Source organism: Mesorhizobium sp. M2A.F.Ca.ET.043.05.1.1 (genome assembly GCF_003952445.1).
Classification (GTDB): domain Bacteria; phylum Pseudomonadota; class Alphaproteobacteria; order Rhizobiales; family Rhizobiaceae; genus Mesorhizobium.
This window is the reverse complement of sequence record NZ_CP034446.1, coordinates 6,189,251-6,205,151: the sequence shown is the minus strand read 5'-3', so window position 1 is coordinate 6,205,151 and position 15,901 is coordinate 6,189,251. Positions and strand designations below refer to the sequence as shown.

The 15,901-nt window shown below is 65.3% G+C and carries 15 protein-coding genes, 1 pseudogene and 1 riboswitch; of the genes and pseudogenes, 7 read left to right on the top strand and 9 right to left on the bottom strand.

Annotated elements, in window-relative coordinates; genetic code table 11:
- Positions 1-22: 22 nt before the first annotated feature.
- Together EJ069_RS29920 and EJ069_RS29915 are read right to left on the bottom strand one after the other, a co-directional pair.
- Positions 23-970 (bottom strand): aldo/keto reductase, encoded by a 948-nt coding sequence (locus EJ069_RS29920; protein ID WP_126064190.1) that lies wholly within the window; start codon positions 968-970, stop codon positions 23-25.
- Between the two features lie 173 nt (positions 971-1,143).
- A pseudogene (locus tag EJ069_RS29915) lies at positions 1,144-1,679 on the bottom strand (gamma-glutamylcyclotransferase).
- A gap of 117 nt (positions 1,680-1,796) precedes the next feature.
- Between EJ069_RS29915 and EJ069_RS29910 the strand changes: the two are divergent.
- A complete protein-coding gene (locus tag EJ069_RS29910) occupies positions 1,797-2,795 on the top strand; it encodes a DUF2125 domain-containing protein (RefSeq protein WP_126064189.1) in 999 nt (332 codons plus the stop codon).
- A 7-nt stretch (positions 2,796-2,802) separates the two neighbouring features.
- Complete coding sequence (locus tag EJ069_RS29905) at positions 2,803-3,738, top strand: sugar kinase (protein ID WP_126064188.1); 936 nt, start codon at positions 2,803-2,805, stop codon at positions 3,736-3,738.
- A gap of 325 nt (positions 3,739-4,063) precedes the next feature.
- On the opposite strand, the gene EJ069_RS29900 is transcribed toward EJ069_RS29905, so the two are convergent.
- Both EJ069_RS29900 and hisC read right to left on the bottom strand, forming a co-directional pair.
- On the bottom strand, positions 4,064-4,999 hold the full coding sequence (locus tag EJ069_RS29900) for a prephenate/arogenate dehydrogenase family protein (protein WP_189476034.1): 936 nt from the start codon (positions 4,997-4,999) through the stop codon (positions 4,064-4,066).
- A 5-nt stretch (positions 5,000-5,004) separates the two neighbouring features.
- Entirely contained in the window at positions 5,005-6,108 is a 1,104-nt protein-coding gene (gene hisC / locus EJ069_RS29895) for a histidinol-phosphate transaminase (RefSeq protein ID WP_126064186.1), read from the bottom strand.
- A gap of 146 nt (positions 6,109-6,254) precedes the next feature.
- Positions 6,255-6,332, top strand: a riboswitch (SAM riboswitch).
- A 96-nt stretch (positions 6,333-6,428) separates the two neighbouring features.
- Here hisC and EJ069_RS29890 point away from each other — a divergent pair.
- The 3 genes from EJ069_RS29890 to EJ069_RS29880 all read left to right on the top strand — a co-directional run bounded on the left by EJ069_RS29890 (position 6,429) and on the right by EJ069_RS29880 (position 9,398).
- Positions 6,429-7,598: a homoserine O-acetyltransferase gene (locus EJ069_RS29890; protein ID WP_126064185.1), complete on the top strand. Its 1,170-nt coding sequence runs from the start codon at positions 6,429-6,431 to the stop codon at positions 7,596-7,598.
- Positions 7,595-8,209, top strand: a complete 615-nt coding sequence (gene metW, locus EJ069_RS29885; protein WP_042643794.1) for a methionine biosynthesis protein MetW — start codon at positions 7,595-7,597, stop codon at positions 8,207-8,209. The genes EJ069_RS29890 and metW overlap by 4 nt, the downstream gene beginning before the upstream one ends.
- Before the next feature lie 220 nt (positions 8,210-8,429).
- Positions 8,430-9,398, top strand: coding sequence for a glycosyltransferase family A protein (locus EJ069_RS29880; protein ID WP_126064184.1), 969 nt, complete (start codon positions 8,430-8,432; stop codon positions 9,396-9,398).
- A gap of 16 nt (positions 9,399-9,414) precedes the next feature.
- Here the strand turns inward: EJ069_RS29880 and EJ069_RS29875 are convergent, their stop codons facing one another.
- From EJ069_RS29875 to EJ069_RS29865, 3 genes are all read right to left on the bottom strand, one after another.
- Positions 9,415-10,215 (bottom strand): DUF1194 domain-containing protein, encoded by an 801-nt coding sequence (locus tag EJ069_RS29875; RefSeq protein ID WP_126064183.1) that lies wholly within the window; start codon positions 10,213-10,215, stop codon positions 9,415-9,417.
- A gap of 58 nt (positions 10,216-10,273) precedes the next feature.
- Positions 10,274-12,097, bottom strand: coding sequence for an ABC transporter ATP-binding protein/permease (locus EJ069_RS29870; RefSeq protein ID WP_126064182.1), 1,824 nt, complete (start codon positions 12,095-12,097; stop codon positions 10,274-10,276).
- A gap of 101 nt (positions 12,098-12,198) precedes the next feature.
- Positions 12,199-12,975, bottom strand: a complete 777-nt coding sequence (locus tag EJ069_RS29865) for a methyltransferase domain-containing protein (RefSeq protein WP_126064181.1) — start codon at positions 12,973-12,975, stop codon at positions 12,199-12,201.
- Between the two features lie 137 nt (positions 12,976-13,112).
- Here EJ069_RS29865 and gloB point away from each other — a divergent pair, with 137 nt between their 5' ends.
- Together gloB and EJ069_RS29855 are read left to right on the top strand one after the other, a co-directional pair.
- The gene (gene gloB, locus EJ069_RS29860) at positions 13,113-13,880 is read left to right on the top strand and encodes a hydroxyacylglutathione hydrolase (protein WP_126064915.1); all 768 of its coding nucleotides are present in this window, start codon (positions 13,113-13,115) and stop codon (positions 13,878-13,880) included.
- A gap of 42 nt (positions 13,881-13,922) precedes the next feature.
- The gene (locus EJ069_RS29855) at positions 13,923-14,348 is read left to right on the top strand and encodes a cupin domain-containing protein (RefSeq protein WP_126064180.1); all 426 of its coding nucleotides are present in this window, start codon (positions 13,923-13,925) and stop codon (positions 14,346-14,348) included.
- On the opposite strand, the gene EJ069_RS29850 is transcribed toward EJ069_RS29855, so the two are convergent.
- Together EJ069_RS29850 and EJ069_RS29845 are read right to left on the bottom strand one after the other, a co-directional pair.
- Entirely contained in the window at positions 14,345-15,016 is a 672-nt protein-coding gene (locus EJ069_RS29850; protein WP_126064179.1) for a lysoplasmalogenase family protein, read from the bottom strand. The genes EJ069_RS29855 and EJ069_RS29850 overlap by 4 nt on opposite strands.
- A complete protein-coding gene (locus tag EJ069_RS29845) occupies positions 15,013-15,900 on the bottom strand; it encodes an EamA family transporter (protein WP_126064178.1) in 888 nt (295 codons plus the stop codon). The genes EJ069_RS29850 and EJ069_RS29845 overlap by 4 nt, the downstream gene beginning before the upstream one ends.
- Between the last annotated feature and the right edge of the window lies 1 nt (position 15,901).

The following is a 15,901-nucleotide window of genomic DNA, read 5'->3' as shown; positions in this document are numbered from 1 at the left end:
GGCGCGCCAAGGCGTGTTGAGATTATGAGCTGGCGCGGTCCAGCGCCGCCACATCGTCGGCCGAAAGCGTGAGCGACGCGGCGCGGATCAGGCTGTCCATCTGGGCCGGCGTCGTGGCGCTGGCGATCGGCGCGGTGATGCCTGGACGCGCGATGATCCAGGCCAGCGCCACTTCCGCCTGCTTGGCCGAATGGCGTTCGGCCACGGCATCGAGCGCGGAAAGGATGCGCATGCCGCGCTCGTTGAGGTAGCCGGCCACACCCTCGCCGCGTGCGCTTTGCCCGAGATCGGCCTTGCTGCGGTATTTGCCGCTCAAAAATCCCTTGGCCAGGCTGAAATAGGTGATGACGCCGATATCCTCTGCCTTGCAGAGATCGAGCAGCGGTCCGTCGAGCGACGAGCGATCGTACAAATTGTATTCAGGCTGCAGCACCTCGTAACGCGGCAGGCTGCGCAGGCTGGCCACATCGAGCGCGGCACGCAACTGGCCGGCATCGAGGTTGGAGCAGCCCGGATAGCGGATCTTGCCCTTTTCGAGCAGCCGCTGATAGGCGCCGAGCGTCTCCTCATAAGGCGTGGCCGGGTCCGGCCAGTGCGACAAATAGAGGTCGATGACATCGACCTGCAGCCGTTTGAGCGATGCCTCGATCGCCTTTTCGATATAAGCGGCGGAGAGGTCGCGCTTACCCTGGCCCATGTCGGAGCCGACCTTGGTGATGACGACCACCTTGTCGCGGTTGCCGCGGCTCTTCATCCAATTGCCGATGATGGTTTCCGACTCGCCGCCCTTGTTGCCGGGAACCCAGCGCGAATAGGCATCGGCCGTATCGATGGCGTTCAGGCCCGCCCCGACGAACCGGTCGAGCAGATCGAAGGAGGTCTTCTCGTCGGCGGTCCAACCGAAGACGTTGCCGCCCAGGACCAGCGGCGCGATGGAAAGGTCGGTGCGACCGAGACGACGTTTCTGCAAGACTGATCTCCGTGATGCTGGAACGGGCCTGACGCCCAGGGATGGGATGCCGCTAAGCTAGGTCGTGGCCGGCCGAGGTCAAAGGCATGGTTTTGCTTTTTGATCGGACCAGAGCGATTCCAGCAAAAGTGCGTCGCGGTTTTGCGTCAGGAATTGCGTAAACAAAAAGCACTTCACGAAGACGAGACCTGGCGGCCCACCTCTTCCAGCCAGTGATCGCGGATACCGAGCGCCTCGAGATGCTCGAGCGTGCTCAAGACATAATCCTCATTCCGGCCCGACTGGCCGACGGCGCCGCGAACGATCTTTGCCGCGTGATCGGCATCAAGCGCGCCGGCATATTGTTCATGCCGCCGGTCGACGGTGTAGGCGACCGCCTCGACCGAAACGCCCTCTCCTTTCCCGTCCCTGCCCAGTCGGACATTGAGCATGCGTTCGAGATAGACGCTGGTCACCAGCTCTCGCTCGCGCAGGTAGGAAAGCACCTCGTCGCGCAGATTGCCGGGGACGCGGTAGGCGAGGCCGATGCAGGAGCCGCCCCGGTCGAGGCCGAGCACCAGACCCGGCCTTGCGCGGTGCCGCGATGCACGAAGGAGTAGACGCACAGCGAGCGGCGGTAGCCGTAAAGCCTGGCGCGGCGCGTCTCGACATGGGCGAATCCGGGCCGCCAGATCAGCGACCCATAGCCAAAAACCCAAAAATCGCCCATATCGCCAAGCCTGATCGCATTCGAGTGAACGACGCCGCACCGATAAGGTGCTTCTTCTGCCCCCGCTTGTTTGCGTGAAGCAAACGCCTGCACGCCGGGGTTAACGAGAGCCGCAGCATGACGTCAAGTGACGAGCGATCGCCCAAATCCCGCCGCCGGCTGCTTTGGCTCGCGGCGTTCGTCGTCGTGCTGTTCGCCATCTACAGCGGCGGCTGGTTCTATCTCGCCGAAAGGCTCAAGACCGAGGCCGACCAGGCGGTGGCGCGGCTAGGCAGCAAGGGCATCGCCGCCGGCTGCGCCAACCTTACCGTCAGCGGCTATCCGATGAGCTTCACGGTCTCCTGCGACAACATCGCCTATGAGGACGACGCCCGGAAAGTCGCTGCGTCTACCGGGAGCTTCAACGCCGTCGCTGGCATCACTGGTCTCTTGTCGCCGGTCGCCGATCTGCGCGGGCCGCTGCGCACGATCGCGCCCGGCATGCCGCCGCTCTGGATCGACTGGGACCAGCTGCACGCCAATGTCAAAGTGTGGTGGCCGCTGCCGCGCAGTGTCTCGCTGCAGGCCGAAGGCCTGAACGGCCAGACCGACCCGCAGGACGACACGGATCCGATGCAGCTGTTTAGCGCCGGCAAGGCGGCCGGGCAATTGCAGCCGGCCGGCCAGGACATCAACTATGTCGGCAGCTTCGGCGATCTGGAGATCAATGCGGACGCTATCGAGGGACGCGTACTGCCGGCGCTGGACGGCAGCGGCGATGTGACGCTGAAGAATGGCGTGGCGTTGATCGCGGCCCCGCCCAAAAGCCTGCGCGGCCAGTCGATCGACATTACCAAACTCGACCTGTCATCGGGAACCGCGCGCATCACCGTATCAGGACCGGTCTCCGTCGATGCGGAAGGGCTGGTCGACGGGGACCTGATGATCAAACTCAAGGACCCGAAAGCGGTGGCGGCCATCCTCGCCGGTGCCGTTCCCGAGCATAAAAGCGAAATCGAGCAGGGTTTTGCCGCCTTGGCGATGCTCGGGAAGGAACCGTCGATGCCGCTGAAGATCGTCAAGGGTAAGGCTTCGCTCGGCTTCATTCCGCTCGGCAAGATCAAGCCGCTCGAGTAACACGACGATGGCGAAGCCGGTCAGACTGCTCAGCGTCGGCGCCTTCACCCTCGACACCATTCTCCGAGTCGAGACGCTGCCCGCGCATCAGGGCAAGTTCATCGCCAGCGACGGCGTCCAGATCGCTTCCGGCATGGCGACGAGCGCCGCCTGCGCCGCGCATCGCCTCGGCGCCGAGGTCTCGCTATGGGCAAGCGCGGGCGACGATCCGGTCGGCGACCAGCTGATCGCCGACATCAAGGCCGAAGGCATCGACTGCAGCCTTATCCGCCGGGTTCCCGGCGCGCGTTCGGCGCTGGCCGCGATCGTGGTCGATGCGCATGGCGAGCGCATCATCGTCCCCTTCTACGACAAGAAGGCGCAGGCCGATCCTGAAACGCTGCCGCTCGCCGACCTCTCCGGCTTCGACGCCCTTCTGGTCGATGTCCGCTGGCCGGGCGCCGCGGCGCTCGCCTTGAGCGCGGCCAGATCGATCGGCCGTCCGGCGATCCTGGATGCCGATACAGCACCCGTCGAGGTGCTGGGGCGGCTTCTGCCGTTGGCCTCGCATATCGTCGCGTCCGAGCCTGCGGCGCGCATCGTCTGCGGCCATGCGCTCGACCCGGAAAGCGCTTGCGCCGACCTCGCCTCGCGCACCGATGCCTTTGTCGCGGTGACCGGCGGCGCCGCTGGAACCTGGTGGCACGACCGGGCGACCAGACGCGTGCGCCATGTCGAGGCGCCGAAGGTCAAGGCGGTGGATACGCTCGCCGCCGGCGACGTTTTCCACGGCGCCTTTGCCGTCGGCCTCGCCGAGGCCATGCCGATGGAAGAGGCCCTGCGCTTCGCCAGCGCCGCAGCCGCGCTCAAATGCCTGCGTTTCGGCGGCAGGCTGGGCGCGCCGGACAGAGCCGAGACGCTCGCCATGATGGCGGCGCACTGGCCGCCATCGGAACAAGGGTAGCACGCAATCGGCACCAACGCTGGGGATTGGCCGAAGCCGCTCAACCTCGTCATTCCAGGGCGGAGCAGCCGCGAAGCGGCGTCGCGTAGACCCTGGAATCCATTCCGTGATCTGAGCCGTGGAGTGCAACGGAGCAGAATTCTGCAGCGCGGCAGCGCTCGGAAGTCACGGAATGGATCCTCGGGTCTGGGCGCGTCGCTTCGCTCCTTGCTCCGCCCGTGGATGACGATCGCGATGGCTGTCTCGGCCAATCTCCAGCGCCTGTCATCTGCCAAGGCTGACCGAACCGACAGGTCAAATCCACGCCAGAGAACGAGGGAAAAGCCTACGGCTTGGCCGGATGCTCTATCGCCTGCCGGCCAAAATCCGGCACATCGATATCCTGGCCGGCCTCGATGATCGAGCGGCGGATGGCGCGGGTGCGGGTGAAGAGATCGAACAGCTTTTCGCCGTCGCCCCAGCGGATCGCCCGCTGCAGCGAGGCCAGATCCTCCGAGAACCGCGCCAGCATCTCCAGGATCGCGTCTTTGTTGTGCAGGCAAACATCCCGCCACATGGTCGGGTCGGAGGCGGCAAGGCGGGTGAAATCGCGAAAACCGGAGGCGGAATATTTGATGACTTCGCTCTTGGTCACCGCTTCCAGGTCGTCTGCCGTGCCGACGATATTGTAGGCGATGATGTGCGGCAGATGTGAAACGATCGCGAGCGTCATGTCGTGATGCTGCGGGTCCATCGAGTCGATGTTGGAGCCACAGCGCCGCCAGAACTCCGAAAGCGTCTCGAGCGCGGCGGGATCGGTGCCCGGGAGCGGCGTGAAGATGCACCAGCGGTTCTCGAAGAGATCGGCAAAGCCCGCATCGGGTCCGGACTTTTCCGTGCCGGCGAGCGGATGTCCGGGAATGAAGTGTACGCCTTCCGGCACGTGCGGCTCGATCTGCGCGATGACGGAAGCCTTGGTCGAGCCGACATCGGTGAGGATGGCGCCCTTCTTCAGCGCCGGCGCGATCTCGGCCGCGACCTCGCCGGACGAGCCGACCGGGACCGAGACGATGATGAGATCGGCATCGCGCACCGCTTCTTTTGCCTCCGTCGTATAGGAATCGCCAAGGCCCAACTCCTCGGCGCGCTTCAGCGTCGATGCGCTGCGCGTCGCGATGGCGATATGACGCGCCAGGTCTTCACGGCGGATGACGCGGGCGAGCGATGAGCCGATCAGGCCGATGCCGACCAGCGCTATTTTCTCGAACATCGGTGATGCCATGGTGTCTAGCTTTTCAGGAAGGTCTTCAGCGCGTCAATGACGCCGCGGTTGGCTTCCTCGGTGCCGACGCTCATGCGCAGCGCGTTGGGGAAACCGTAGCCGGTGACGCGGCGCAGGATATAGCCGCGTGCGCTCAGATAATCGTCCGCGGCCGCCGCCGAATGTTTCTTGTCGTCGGGAAAATGGATCAGCACGAAATTGCCGACGCTGGGCGTGACGCGCAGGCCGAGCCCGATGAGCTCCGCGCTGAGCCATCCCAGCCATTTCTCGTTATGCGTCACGCTGCGCTCGATATGGGCACGGTCGCGGATGGAGGCAATGCCGGCCTCGATCGCGGTGGCATTGACGTTGAATGGGCCGCGAATACGGTTGATGGCATCGACGATATGCGCCGGCCCGTACATCCAGCCCACGCGCGCGCCGCCAAGGCCGAGCTTGGAGAAGGTGCGCGTCATCACCACGTTCTCGGCGCTGCCGGCAAGCTCGATGCCGGCTTCATAGTCGTTGCGCCGCACATATTCGGCGTAAGCTGCATCAAGCACCAGAAGCACATTCTTGGGCAGGCCGGCATGCAGCCGCCGCACCTCGCTGAACGGCAGGTAGGTGCCGGTCGGGTTGTTCGGATTGGCAAGGAACACGATACGCGTCTTGGGCGTGACCGCGGCGAGGATCGCGTCGACATCGGCGCGCTCGTCGGTTTCCTTGACCGCGACAGGCTTGGCGCCCGCCGCCTGGATGTAGATCTTGTAGACCATGAAGGCGTGTTCGGTGAACACGGCCTCGTCGCCCGGCGCGAGATAGGTCTGCGCCAGGAGACCCAGGATCTCGTCGGAGCCGTTGGAGCAGATGATGTTCGCCGGGTTCAGTCCATGCACCTCGGCGATCGCCTCGCGCAGCCGCCGCGCCGTGCCGTCGGGATAGACGTCGAGCTTCGCCGCCACCTCGCGCGCGGCCTCGATCGCCTTCGGCGAGGGCCCCAGCGGATTTTCGTTCGACGACAGCTTGTAGACTTTCGTCACGCCGGCCGGCGCGGTGCTTTTTCCCGGCACATAGGCCTCGATGTCCATGATGCCCGCGCGGGGCGTCGGACGGGGCTGATCCTGCTTCATGTCACAAATCCGTCGAGAGGGCCTCAAGGCCGCAGCGGAAATACAGGCCACGGGCTGCAATGTCGAGTGCTGGCGCTTGCGCCAGCCCCTGTCAGCATGGAGGCTACCCCCGTTGACGAACAGCGGCTCCGGTCCTAGAAGGTCAGCCAGACTTCCGTGGTGATTTGGCCGGTCGGCTTGCAGCCACGTTAAACAACTCGCTAAAGGGCCGTTTGCAACCTGTAACCGGCTTTGCGACGGCAAGCCGGTTTTTTGTTGTCCGCCGCCGGCCGGACAGCGCGTCGTGTCGAGACAGATGCGGGACAGGATCGAGGACGGACATGGCCGCTCAGCGCGCTGCAAGAACCAACGACGAGGCCGATCATCCGTCGAGCCCGGTGCTGCAGTTCGGCCCCGACAAGCCGCTGAAGCTCGACGCCGGCACGCTGCTCTCGCCTTTCCAGATCGCCTATCAGACCTACGGCAGCTTGAACGACGCGCGCTCCAACGCCATTCTCGTCTGCCATGCCCTGACTGGCGACCAGCACGTCGCCAACACCAATCCGGTGACCGGCAAGCCGGGCTGGTGGGAAGTGCTGATCGGCCCCGGCAGGATCATCGACACCAACCGCTTTTTCGTCATCTGCGCAAACGTCATCGGCGGCTGCCTCGGCTCGACCGGCCCGGCCTCGACCAATCCGGCGACCGGCAAGCCTTACGGCCTCGACCTGCCTATCATCACAATACGCGACATGGTGCGCGCGCAGGCGATGCTGGTCGATCATTTCGGCATCGAAAAGCTGTTTTGCGTGCTCGGCGGCTCGATGGGCGGCATGCAGGTGCTGGAATGGGCGGCGAGCTATCCGGAGCGGGTCTTCTCGGCGCTGCCGATCGCCACCGGCGCCCGCCATTCCTCGCAGAACATCGCCTTCCACGAGGTCGGCCGGCAGGCGGTCATGGCCGATCCGGACTGGCATGGCGGCAAATATCTCGAGTTCGGCAAGCGGCCGGAAAAGGGGCTCGCCGTCGCGCGCATGGCCGCCCACATCACCTATCTTTCGGAAGCCGCGCTCCACCGCAAGTTCGGCCGCAACCTGCAGGACCGCGAGGCGCTCACCTTCGGCTTCGACGCCGATTTCCAGATCGAAAGCTATCTGCGCCACCAGGGCATGACCTTCGTCGACCGCTTCGACGCCAATTCCTATCTCTATCTGACCCGCGCGATGGACTATTTCGACCTTGCCGCCGATCACGGCGGGCGCCTCGCCGATGCCTTCGCCGGCACCAGGACGCGCTTCTGCCTGGTTTCCTTCACCAGCGACTGGCTGTTCCCGACCGAAGAGAGCCGCTCGATCGTGCATGCCTTGAACGCGGCGGGCGCTTCCGTCTCCTTCGTCGAGATCGAGACCGACCGCGGCCACGACGCTTTCCTGCTCGACGAGCCGGAGCTGTTCGCGGCCATCAACGGCTTCATCGGTTCGGCAGCACGCGCAAGGGGGCTCAGCCTATGAGCGTCAACCGCGCCCAGCGTGTCGACCTCGAAGTCGTCACCGATCTCATTCCGGCCAAGTCGCGCGTCCTCGACGTCGGCTCGGGCGACGGCGTGCTTCTGGAACTGCTGCAGGAGACCAAGCAGGTCGATGGCCGCGGGCTGGAACTGTCGCAGCGCGGCGTCAACGAATGCGTGGCGCGCGGGCTCTCCGTCATCCAGGGCGACGCCGACACGGATCTGAAATTCTATGCCGACAAGGGCTTCGACTTCGTCGTGCTGTCGCAGACGCTGCAGGCGACGCGCAACCCGAAGGTGGTGCTCGACGAGCTGCTTCGGATCGGCAACCGCGCCATCGTCTCTTTCCCGAATTTCGGCCATTGGCGCGTGCGCTTCTCGCTGCTGATCAAGGGCAGGATGCCGGTCACCAAGGACCTGCCCTATTCCTGGTACGACACGCCCAATATCCACTTCTGCACCATCCGCGACTTCGTCAACCTGTGCGAAGAGCTTGGCGCGACCGTCGAGAAGGCGACCGCGCTCGACGCCAACGGCCAGAAGATCGGCCTGTCGATGCCGTGGTGGTTCTGGAACTTCTTCGGCCAGCAAGCGGTGTTTCTGCTCAGGCGCTGACGCCGCGCGATCGGTTCCATGCGCGCATGATTCTCACCGCCGGCTTTGCCGGCGGACGGCCTCCGCGGGCCGGAAGGCCGATTGTGTTGCCATCAAACCGCAACGTTGCGGAAAAAGCCCCATTTCGCATTTCTCGGCCGGCTCGGCGTGACACACAGGTGGCTTTTTTGTAGCGTCGACCGCAAATCACAGGTGGGATAAGAACATAGCCATCAAACCCATCCGACACGCGCCAGATCCGACCGGCAATGGCAGTCCGACGTCGAACCAGGACGTTCCGCTGATCTCAGTGATCACGCCGACCCACAACCGGCGCAGTCAGGTCGTACGTGCGGTGAAAAGCGTTCTGGCGCAGACACTTACCCGCTTCGAGCACATCGTGGTCGACGACGGTTCGACCGACGGGACGGCCGCCGCGCTGGCCGAGATCCGCGACCCGAGGCTGATCTATGTCGGCGCCAAATGGCGCGGCGCCAATGCCGCCCGCAACGCGGGTATCGAGCGTGCGCGGGCGCCCGTGGTGACCTTCCTCGATTCGGACGACGTCTATCTGCCGGACCGGCTGGAGCGGACGCTGGCGCGCTTCGACCAGAATCCCTCGCTCGAAGTCCTGATCAGCTCGTTCCTGTCGCTGAAGGGCAGCCGCAGCACCAAATGCATCAACCGCGAAACCTTTCTTGATAAAAGCGCGCTGCAGCGCGCCCTGGTCTCGCAGACTATTTTCATCGCCGGCTCGGCAATCACCGCCAGGCACGAATCGCTGCTGGCGATCGGCGGCTATGACAGCGACATCACGCGCATGCAGGATCTCGACCTTCTGCTGCGCTTTGCCCGCCGCGGCGGCGCCCAGCTGTCCGAAGACATCGACTGGAAGAAGTACAATTCGGAGAACTCGATCTCCCGCCGGCGCGACGGCTATGTCGCGGCCTATGCCAACCTGATCGACAAGCATCCCTATATCGCCGACCGCTATCCCGATGTCCCGCCCTTTATGATCGCTCGCCAGATCATCGCCGACACATTGAAGGGCCGGCTGCAGGAGGCCTTTTCCGGCTATCTCGCCAATCGTTCGTCCAAGGCGCTCGGCTATTCGCTGCCGAAGCTCCTGCGCGGCTATGTCGTCGGCCGGCGCTGGCGCCGCGATTGCTATGACGAGTTCCGCGCCAAATACGGCGCCCGGGCGGTCTGACGCGGCTGCAAGACAGCTATCGGTCGAGTTCCGGAAAATAGGGATCGGAAAAGCGCTGCCGGAGGCGCTCGCCCAGCAGGCAATCGACGGGCGCCGCATCCTGGACGCGAATGGATCTGGCGTCGGTGAGGCCGCTCACCTCCTGGATCAGCTTGCGGCGGATGGCGGTCGAGAATTCGGACGCCGCATAGATCGGCAGCACGAAGGAACCGTCTCCTCCGGTCACGCAATCGGCATAGTATAGGTCGAGGCGGCTGACGCTCGGCGACGGCCTGATGAGAATCGGCAGGCCGTTGATGACGATACCCTCGGCAACGGCGGCATCGCGGATCGCGGCGACAGGCCGTCCGGTATTGTTGGGGCCATCGCCCGATATGTCGATGACCCGGCGGGGCGCCGAAAAGGCGCTTTTCTCCAGAAGCCCTGCGCCGAAGCCGAGAGCGCCCGAGATCGAGGTGCCGCGAAAGCTGCGGAACGGCCGCGCGGCAATTCTGTCGGCGAAGGCGTTGGCGCTGTCCTCGCCGTCAATGACCTGCCAGGCGATGACGCCGTCGTCGCGCACCACCCCTGCCCATTCGAAATAGGCCAGCGCGATGCGCCCGTTCGTCCCCGAACGCACCGCGTTGATGAAATCGCGATGGCGCAGCGCCTCGACATAACCGGCGCGCTGCAGCGCGAACTCGTCCTCATCCATCGACTGCGAGATGTCGACGGCGAGCACGAGTTCCACATCGACCGGCGTGCCGCCGTCAGGCACGGGCAACGAAGCCGCCTCGGCGCAGGCGAAACAGGCAAGCAGGCTGAGCATCTCGAGCATGGCTGCAGGCGTTCTGTCGACGCCGGCGATTCTTCCCGGCGATCGCGGCAAAATAAAGCTATTTCTTGCGGTGCGCCGCCTGGGGCGGCGGCTCGATCGCTCCGGCGCGGACGCGCGCCGGCTTGAGCGCCGGGCCGCAGACGTCCTTGACGATGGTGAAGGCCCTCGGGAAGAACTGGTTGTTGTGCAGGCCGCGCCCGATATTGAGGATTGCTGCATCCGGGAGTCTGGCCTGCAGCATCGCCAGCACGCGCCGCAGCGTCGCGCCGTCCAACGTGTCCAGCGCCTCGTCGATGATGACCCATTTCGGCTTCCGCAGCGCCAGCCGCGCAAAAGCCAGCAGGCGCTGCTCGTCGTCCGCCAGCTCACGCTCCCAGCGCGCCGAGCGGTCGAGCTGGGACGACAGGCGCTCCAGCCCGACCTCGCCGAGCACGGCCTTGATCTCGGCGTCGTCGATCTTGACGCCTTCGGCGTGGTTCAGCACATCGCGCAGCGAACCGAGCGGGAAATAGGGCGTGCGCGGTACGAAGAACGGCTTCTCCCCGTCGGGCATGCCAATGCGGCCCCCTCCCCAGGGCCACAGGCCGGCAAGGGCGCGGAAGAACAGCGTCTTGCCGGCGCGCGGATCGCCGGTGATCATGACATGCTCGCCCGGATGGACTTCGACGCTCGTCTCGGCAAGCCTGGTGCAGCCGTCGGGCGAGGCGACTTCGAGCTCGTCGAATGTCAGCTTGCCGTCCGGATTCTCGCCGACCTCGATTCGCTTTTCCTTGTCGTGCAGGATGTCCGTTTCGCCAAGCGCGATGCGGAAGTCGGCGACGCGCATCAGCGTTGCCCGCCAGTCAGCGATGGCGCCGATATTGTTGATGAACCAGCGCAGCGAGGAATTCACCTGGTTGAAGGCGCCCACCGCCATCATTAACCCGCCGAAGCTGATGTCGCCCGCGAAATAGACGGGCGCGGCCACCAGGATTGGGGCTACCACGGTGATCCAGCCATAGGCATCGGTGACCCAGGAAAGGTTGATCTGGGCGCTGTAGATACGCCGCATGGCGCCAAGCACGGTGCCAAGGTCGAGCTCGAGCTGGCGCCTGGCATCGGCCTCGCCATGGGCCAGAGCGATCGCATCGACATTCTCGTTGACCCGGACCATCGAGGAGCGCAGCTCCGCCTCGCGGGTGTAGCGGTCGCTGTTGAAGCGTATCAGCGGCCGGCCCACCAGCCAGCTCAGCCAGGACGCGATGCCGGCATAGAGGACCGCAGCCCAGACCATGTAGCCCGGTATGGTGAGCGAATGGCCGCCGATATGGAAGACGAAGCCGGAAGAGAGCTGCCAGAGCACGCCGATGAAGGACGCCAGCAGGATGAAGGACTGCAATAGGCCGACGCCAAGGTCGGTCGACAGATCCGACAGATGGGCGGCATCCTGCTGCATGCGCTGATCGGGATTGACGCCGATGGCGCCGGCATGGGCGAGCCGGAAGGCCCGGGCCGGCGCCATCCATTCATCGATGAGGTCGAGCGTCAGCGCCTCGCGCAGCCTCAGCCGGATCATCTGGTTGAGCCACGTCTGGCCGATATTGAGCACCAGCAGGCTGCCGGCGATTTCCACAAAGATCATCAGTTGGTGCAGGAAGCCCCCGAGGTCGCGCCGCGCCAGCGCATCGTAGAAAGGCTGGTTCCATCGGTTGAGCAGAACCTGCCCGATCGATGTCGCGATGATGACGGCGACGATGCCGACGCTGACCCAGGCAAGCGGCCGGCGCACCGGCGAGGTCTTCAGCGCCATGCGTATCGTGGCCAGCTGGTCGGAAAGGCTGCTGGTCTCGATCGAGAACGCGGCCTGCTCGGCGCCTGGCTTGTAGTCCATTTGGTCAGCCATAAAGGAAATCCCTGATTTCGGGCGCGATCAACGGAGCCGCGCCGCGAAGCTTTCCCTCAGATAGGGTGGCGATGGGGGTAAAGGACAAGGCGCGACACCGATCACGAACGCGTCACTCGTCGGGCGGCGACGTCCGCCGCCTTGCGCCCGAGCCGCGTCGCGCCCTGGGGCGAGAAGACCGGCACGAAGACGCGGCGCGAGGCGCGCTGGGCGACCGGCACGCCCTGGTAGAGCCGTTTCTGCGCCTCGACGACGATGACGCCCGAAAAGATCGGCCAGAATCGGCGGCCGGCCCGCTCCAGCACATTGTGGAACCGCATCAGGAAACGCCGCGGCGACGGCGGGAAGAACAGCGCATCGCTCCACGTCGCCGGGGTGAAATTCGCCTCGCGCAGCAACTCGGTCAGCTGGCCGCGCGAGAACGGCCGGCCGTTGCCGAAGGGCGTGTGCTCGAAGCGCGCCCAGACGCCGCGCCTGTTGGGCACGACGATGACGACTCTGCCCGCCGGCGACAGCACGCGCCAGATTTCGTTCAGCGTCTCGCGCGGGTTTTCGGCGTGCTCGAGCGAATGCACCAGGAGCACGCGATCAATGCAGGAATCGACCAGCGGCAGTTCCTCGTCGAAGACCAGCGCCGTTGCCGTCGGTCCCGACGCCGGCCACACCACCGCGCCCTGCGTTGCCGGCATGAAAGCGAAGACACGCTCGGCATCGGTGCCGAAGCGTTCCAGCCATGGCAGCGTGTAGCCGAGGCCGACCAGCCGCTCGTTGGGGACGGTTGCCCAGATGGACGACAGCGCCATGGTGATCGAGCGCTCGGCGAGACGCCCGAGCGTGGACGAGTAGAAGGAACGCAGGTCGACGATGTCCGAATGCATGCGCGGGACGGTAGCCGTGAAGCCTGCCAAGTTCAACAAAGGCGGCAAGTTCGATGAACGCGCCAAGTTCGACAAACCCGGATGACATCGGCGGCCGGTCGCCCTATGTCTGCGGCGATGGATGGAGAAAGATGCCTATGGCCGTAGAGATCGAGCAGTTCATGTGTCGCACGGACAATTTTGGCGTGCTGGTTCACGATCCCAAAAGCGGCGAGACGGCGATCATCGACGCGCCGGAAGAAGCGCCGATCCTTGCGGCGATCAAGCGCACCGGCTGGACGCCGACATTGATTCTCACCACGCACCATCATGCCGATCATGTCGAGGCCAATCTGGCGCTCAAGGAGCGCTTCAAGCTGCGCATCATCGGCCCGGAAGCCGAGAAGGCAAAGATTCCCGGCATCGACGAGACGGTCAGCCAAGGCTGGGTCGTGCGCCTTGGCGAGGAACGGATCGAAGTCATCGAGACGCCCGGCCATACCGCCGGCCATGTCTCCTATCACCTGCCAACCTCGAAAGTGGCCTTCACCGCCGACACTTTGTTCGCGCTGGGTTGCGGCCGCCTGTTCGAATGCAAGCCGCCGGTTATGCATGAATCGCTGAAGAAGCTGGCGGCGCTGCCGGCGGAAACCGCCATCTATTGCGGCCACGAATACACACTTGCCAATGCCCGCTTCGCGGTGACGGTCGACCCGGGCAACCCGCTGCTGAGGGATCGCGCGGCCAGGATCGAGGCGTTGCGCGCCGACAACAAGCCGACGCTGCCGACGACCATCGGCGAGGAACTGTCGACCAACCCGTTCCTGCGCTGGCACGACCCGGCAATCCGCAAGCATCTCGGCATGGAGAAAGCCTCGGACGCCGAGGTGTTCGCGGAGATCCGCAAGCGCAAGGATAATTTCTAATTCCACCGCATTTAGCGACATGCACCGGGCCAAAGACCGCCAATGACCAGCGCCGCCGAGATCATCGCAACGCTAGGCCTTGAGCCGCATCCTGAGGGCGGCTGGTACGCCGAGACGTTTCGCGACGCTGCGGGCGGCCCGCGCGGTCATTCCACCGCGATCTACTTCCTACTCGAGCAAGGTCAGCTTTCGGCATGGCATCGGGTGCAGGACGCGGCCGAGGTCTGGCATTTTTATGCCGGCGCGCCGCTGGCGCTGTCGATGCATGAGGAGGGCGCAGGCGTGGTCATCGAGCAGGTGCTTGGCACGGCCCTTGCCGCGGGCGAGCGGCCGCAGATCGTCGTGCCGGCCGGCTGGTGGCAGTCGGCGCGCAGCTTAGGTGAATGGACGCTGGTCGGCTGCACCGTGGCCCCGGGCTTCGATTTCGCGGCCTTCGAGCTGGCTGAGCCCGGCTGGCGGCCGGTCTAGGCCAGCAGAAACCCCAGCGTGATCGCCAGCTGGGCGGCGTAATAAAGCACCCAGACCGCGTAGCGCATCCACAGGCGCTGCGGCGAGATCGCCGCGAGCAGGAAGCGCTCGGTGGCCAGCAACCCGTCCGAAGCGATGAACACCACCGCGCCGGCGATGACCCATGCTCTGCCGGTGGTGAGCGCCGAAATGCCCATGGCGAGGACCGCCGCGACATAGACGGCGATCGGGATGCGCAGTTGCGGACCGACGCGGCGCCAGAGCGCGGCAAGCATGACGATGCCGAATACGGCCATGGCGAGCGCGATCACGCCCCGCCAGGATTCGGCGCTCAACAGGCCGAGCCCGCCACCCGACTGCGAGAACAGCGCGACATAGGCGATGTGGCCGGCGAGGAAGCTCGCCAGCCCGCCGAGGAAGGCCTTTTCGCCGTCGCGCGACAGGAAGGCGTCGCCGATGGCGCTCAAGCCCAGCGCCGCGACAAGCAGCAGCGGACCGCCCTGCATGGCGGCAAGCACGGCCAGCAAGGCGACTGCAAGCGTCTTTGCTGCCGTGCGCGTCCATTTCGGCGGCATGTCGAGCGCAAAGGCGTAGATCACGGCCGCGACGAACGAGAACAGAAGCGTCGCGTTGGCGTTGGCCTCGATGCCGCCGGCAAACGGCATCATGCGTTCACCTGTTTGACCGCCGGCTTGCGCATCAGCAGAGACTTCGCGGCCAGCGCGGCACCCCCAGTGATGAGCACGCAAGCCGCGAGGATGCGCAACGACGGCTCGGCGACGCCGGCGGCGATCAGCACCAGCGTCGACAACAGCGGCGCGGCATAGCTCGCGGCGCCCAGCACCTGGATGTTGCCGCGCTTGACGCCGATGTCCCAGGCATAGAAGGCCGCGCCGACCGGCATCAGGCCGAGCCCGATGACCGCCAGCCACTGTCCGGGGCCGTCGGGCAGCACGGTCTTCTCAAGCAGAAGATGGCAGACCAGCGAAAGCACCGACGTCGCCGCGCAGAACCAGGTGACGATCGAGGTCGGCACCGACGGGAAACGCCGCGACAGAAGCGAATAGGACGACCACAACAGCGCGCAGATGGCGGCCATCGCGTAGCCGAAGGCATAGCGCGCGTCAAAGGCCAGCCCGCCGCCCTTGGTGACGATCAGGAAGGTGCCGGCAAGGCCGAGCAGCGCGCCGACGACATGGTTCCAGGCCAGCCGCTCGCCCGGCATCAGCGCGGAACCCAGCACGATCAGCAGCGGCCACAGATAGGCGATCAGGCTCGCCTCGACCGCCGGCGCGTTGCGCAGCGCCGTGAAGTAAAAGAAATGGTAGCCGAACAGGCCGGCTATGCCGATCACCCAGACCTGTGGCGGGATCTTCTCACTGCGGTCGGGCGCCGGCATCACCAGCCGGGCCGCCAGCCCGACGCAGGTGCCGATGGCGAATGTGATGGCCGACAGCAGGAATGGCGGCACCTGCCCCGAGGCGTCGGTGAGCAGCGCCAGCAGCGCCCACATGGCGACCGCCGAAAACCCGATCAATGTTGCGCGCCCCATA

Excerpts from the sequence above, each read along its gene's own strand:
- EJ069_RS29910 (WP_126064189.1), top strand. The coding sequence starts at position 1,797 with ATGACGTCAAGTGACGAGCGATCGCCCAAATCCCGCCGCCGGCTGCTT.
- EJ069_RS29905 (WP_126064188.1), top strand. The coding sequence starts at position 2,803 with ATGGCGAAGCCGGTCAGACTGCTCAGCGTCGGCGCCTTCACCCTCGAC.
- EJ069_RS29900 (WP_189476034.1), bottom strand. The coding sequence starts at position 4,999 with ATGGCATCACCGATGTTCGAGAAAATAGCGCTGGTCGGCATCGGCCTG.
- hisC (WP_126064186.1), bottom strand. The coding sequence starts at position 6,108 with ATGAAGCAGGATCAGCCCCGTCCGACGCCCCGCGCGGGCATCATGGAC.
- EJ069_RS29890 (WP_126064185.1), top strand. The coding sequence starts at position 6,429 with ATGGCCGCTCAGCGCGCTGCAAGAACCAACGACGAGGCCGATCATCCG.
- metW (WP_042643794.1), top strand. The coding sequence starts at position 7,595 with ATGAGCGTCAACCGCGCCCAGCGTGTCGACCTCGAAGTCGTCACCGAT.
- EJ069_RS29875 (WP_126064183.1), bottom strand. The coding sequence starts at position 10,215 with ATGCTCGAGATGCTCAGCCTGCTTGCCTGTTTCGCCTGCGCCGAGGCG.
- EJ069_RS29870 (WP_126064182.1), bottom strand. The coding sequence starts at position 12,097 with ATGGCTGACCAAATGGACTACAAGCCAGGCGCCGAGCAGGCCGCGTTC.
- EJ069_RS29865 (WP_126064181.1), bottom strand. The coding sequence starts at position 12,975 with ATGCATTCGGACATCGTCGACCTGCGTTCCTTCTACTCGTCCACGCTC.
- gloB (WP_126064915.1), top strand. The coding sequence starts at position 13,113 with ATGGCCGTAGAGATCGAGCAGTTCATGTGTCGCACGGACAATTTTGGC.
- EJ069_RS29855 (WP_126064180.1), top strand. The coding sequence starts at position 13,923 with ATGACCAGCGCCGCCGAGATCATCGCAACGCTAGGCCTTGAGCCGCAT.
- EJ069_RS29850 (WP_126064179.1), bottom strand. The coding sequence starts at position 15,016 with ATGATGCCGTTTGCCGGCGGCATCGAGGCCAACGCCAACGCGACGCTT.
- EJ069_RS29845 (WP_126064178.1), bottom strand. The coding sequence starts at position 15,900 with ATGGGGCGCGCAACATTGATCGGGTTTTCGGCGGTCGCCATGTGGGCG.